At 72.8% G+C, this 2,890-nt stretch carries 4 protein-coding genes; all 4 read right to left on the reverse strand.

The window, feature by feature from the left end; translation table 11 throughout:
* The coding region (locus AB0O00_RS34225; RefSeq protein ID WP_363658508.1) for an alcohol dehydrogenase catalytic domain-containing protein at positions 1–744 on the reverse strand (744 nt) is incomplete at its 3' end.
* The gene (locus AB0O00_RS34230) at positions 741–1,553 is read right to left on the reverse strand and encodes a phytanoyl-CoA dioxygenase family protein (RefSeq protein WP_363658510.1); all 813 of its coding nucleotides are present in this window, start codon (positions 1,551–1,553) and stop codon (positions 741–743) included. The genes AB0O00_RS34230 and AB0O00_RS34225, both read right to left, overlap by 4 nt.
* Before the next feature lie 38 nt (positions 1,554–1,591).
* A complete protein-coding gene (locus tag AB0O00_RS34235) occupies positions 1,592–2,434 on the reverse strand; it encodes a putative 2OG-Fe(II) oxygenase (protein WP_363658512.1) in 843 nt (280 codons plus the stop codon).
* A 153-nt stretch (positions 2,435–2,587) separates the two neighbouring features.
* Positions 2,588–2,890 (reverse strand): aspartate 1-decarboxylase (locus AB0O00_RS34240; RefSeq protein WP_363658514.1); only part of this gene is annotated, 303 nt, incomplete at its 5' end.

A 2,890-nucleotide genomic window follows, 5' to 3' on the forward strand; every position in this document is an offset into this window, starting at 1 on the left:
GTCGACCCCGCCGGGCCCGGTGACGTCGATGTGGACGTCGCCGATGCCGGCCTTGGCCGCCGCCTCCAGCCGGGCCGCCGGGCCGCCGAGGACGACGACCTTGGCGGCCCCGGCGAGCTGGGCGAGGGCCGCGGCGGCGAGGCCGACCGGGCCGCTGCCCTGGACGATGACGGTCTCCCCGACGCGCACCGGGCGGCGCTCGTACAGGGCGTGGACGACGGTGGGGCCCGCGCAGGCGAGGGACATCGCGGCGAGCGGGTCGGTGCCGTCGGCGAGCTTGACGACGGTGGTGCCGCGCTCCAGGACGATGTGGTCGGCCCAGGAGCCGGAGAGCGGTTCGCCGCCGTCGAGCGGGCGGTTGACGCCGTAGGTGCGGCGGTTCTCGCACAGGGTGGGCTCGCGGTGGAGCCGGCACGGCACGCAGGTGCCGCAGGCGATGGAGGAGGCCCACATGACGGTGTCGCCGACGGCGAGCGGCCGCCCGGCGGCGTCCCGCGCGTCCTCGGAACCATCGGAACCATCGGAGCCGAGCGAGTGGACGGTCCCGAGGCCCTCGTGGCCGAGGACGATCGGGGTGGGGATGGCGAGGTGGCCCTGCTGGAGGTGCAGGTCGGTGCCGCAGACGCCGCCGTGGCTGCACGCGACGATCAGGCCGCCGTCCGGCGCGGCGGGCAGGTCGAACTCCCGAAGCTGGAGCGGCTGCCCGAACTCCTCCAGAACAACGGCGCGGGCGCGGGCGGTCATGCCGCCGCTCCCTGGAGGGCGTCGAGGAAGGTGGTGTCGAGGACGCGCAGCGGCTCGGTGTCGCGGCAGACCAGGTGGTCGGGGCGCGGCCGGCCGCTCCAACTGGGCAGGTTGGCCGAGTCGTTGTAGGTCATGATGAGTAGCCGGCGGGCGAACGGCGACATGTTGGGGCCGGAGCCGTGGACGATCTCGGGGGAGAAGAAGACGACCGAGCCGGCCGGGCCCTTGGGGCTGACCATGCCGCGCCGGGTGACGAGTTCGGTGAGCTGGTCGTTGGTGAGCGCGATGTCCTCGGGGTCGAGGTGCTGCTCGGACTTGGCGACGGCCTTGCGGCCCTGCTGGACGAGGCCGGAGCGGTGCGAGCCGGGCAGGAAGATGACCGGGCCGTTGAACTCGTCGACGTCGTCGAGGAAGACGGCGACGTTGACCTGGAGCGGGGCGGGGAGGTTGTCGGCGATCCGCCAGGCCGCGTAGTCCTGGTGCCAGGACCACTTCTCGCCGCCGAGGGCCGGCTTGGCGTTGATCTTGAACTGGTAGATGTAGAGGTCGTCGGAGAGCAGCCGGCGGGCCGCGCCGAGCATGCGCGGGTCGCGGATCAGGCCGGCGTACTCGGGCTGGCGCTGGTGGGAGGCGTAGACCGCACGGACGCGGTCGCTGCCCTCCTCGGGGACGAGCTGCGGGCCGGGGACCTCGCAGTCGCGCTCGAAGGCCTCGCGCAGGCTCGCGACCTCGGCGGCGTCGAGGGCGGTGTCGAGCACGAGGAAGCCGTCCTCGTGGTAGCGGGTGATCTGTTCCTGGCTGAGGGGCATGGTGGGTGTCCTTCCTGGATAAGCGAGTTGGGGCCCGGTCAGGACCAGTAGACGAGCGATCCGCCGGCCGTCACGCCCATGAAGAACGAGATCGCGACCCGGCGTCCCGGGCCCTCGTTGCCGCGTACCGCGTGGAAGTTGCGGGGGTCGAACAGCACCGCGTCGCCGGCCTCGGGGCGCACCAGGACGCTGGGCTCGTGCTCGGCGATCTCCTCGGCGTAGCCGTAGCCGTCGCGCCACCGCTCGTCCCCGGGCAGCCAGCGGCGGCGGAAGATCTTGGTGGCGCCGCCGCCCTCGGGCATCGACAGGTACCAGTTGAAGCCGAGCTGGGCGATGACGGGCTCGTCGAGGGCGCCGGGCAGCTCGCGGGCGATCTCGTCCCAGTGCATCTTCATGCCGCCGGTGGTCTCGCGGATCATGCCCGCGAACATCCGCCGGCCGCCGGAGCGCGCCGGGGTCATCGGGCCGTCCCAGGCCCGGCGGATCCGGTCCACCGCGAGGTCGAGCGGGTCGGCGCCGTCGAGCAGGGTGGAGCGGTGGTGCTCGGACTGCTCGGCGTCGCGCCAGTAGGCCGCGCCGAGGCCGAAGGCGTCGTAGTGGTCGTAGGCGGCGGGGCCGAGCTTGGGGATCCGGGGGACGACGATCTCCTCGTCGTACGAGCCCATCGGGCAGGTGTCGAGGCCGTGCAGGACGCTCGCGCACTCCTGCGGGCTGCCGAAGCCCTTGATGCGGACGGCGCCGACCGTACCGGCGGCGAGGCGGACGAGGTGGTCGCGGGTGAGCGCGGCGGCGCCGTCGACGGTCTCGGCGTCGAAGAGCACGTAGATCGGGGTCTGGTTGCTGCTGACGTTGCCCGGCTGGGCCGGTGCGATGGTTGCCACGGGTGCTCCAGGTTGTCTGTGTGAGGAGGAAGGTTCCCGCCTCGGGTGGCCCCTCGGGCTCGACGGTACGAGCGGCGAGTCCGCCGGCTGCACCCCTAACCGCCCCTAATCCGGGGTGAGTTGTCCGTCAGGGGTGTTCAGTGGTGTTCGCATTCAGGACGCCGCGACGAGGTCGCCGCGCAGGAGGCCGTTGCCGGCCGGGACGTCGGCCGGGTCGCTGCCCTGGTGGACGATCCGGTTGCCGGCGTCGACGAACAGGACGCGCGGGCGCAGCTCCTTGGCCTCGGCGTCGGTGACGGAGGCGTAGGCGATGATGATGACGAGGTCGCCGGGGCTGATGAGGCGGGCGGCGGCGCCGTTTATGCCGATGACGCCGGTGCCGCGGGGGCCTTCGATGACGTAGGTGGACAGGCGGTTGCCGTTGTCGATGTCGACGATGTCGACCTTCTCGCCGGG

The sequence above is a fragment of the Kitasatospora sp. NPDC093558 genome (assembly GCF_040683475.1).
GTDB lineage: Bacteria > Actinomycetota > Actinomycetes > Streptomycetales > Streptomycetaceae > Kitasatospora.

Bases quoted from the DNA above. Each gene is read 5' to 3' on its own strand.
- AB0O00_RS34230 (WP_363658510.1), bottom strand. From the start codon at position 1,553: ATGCCCCTCAGCCAGGAACAGATCACCCGCTACCACGAGGACGGCTTC.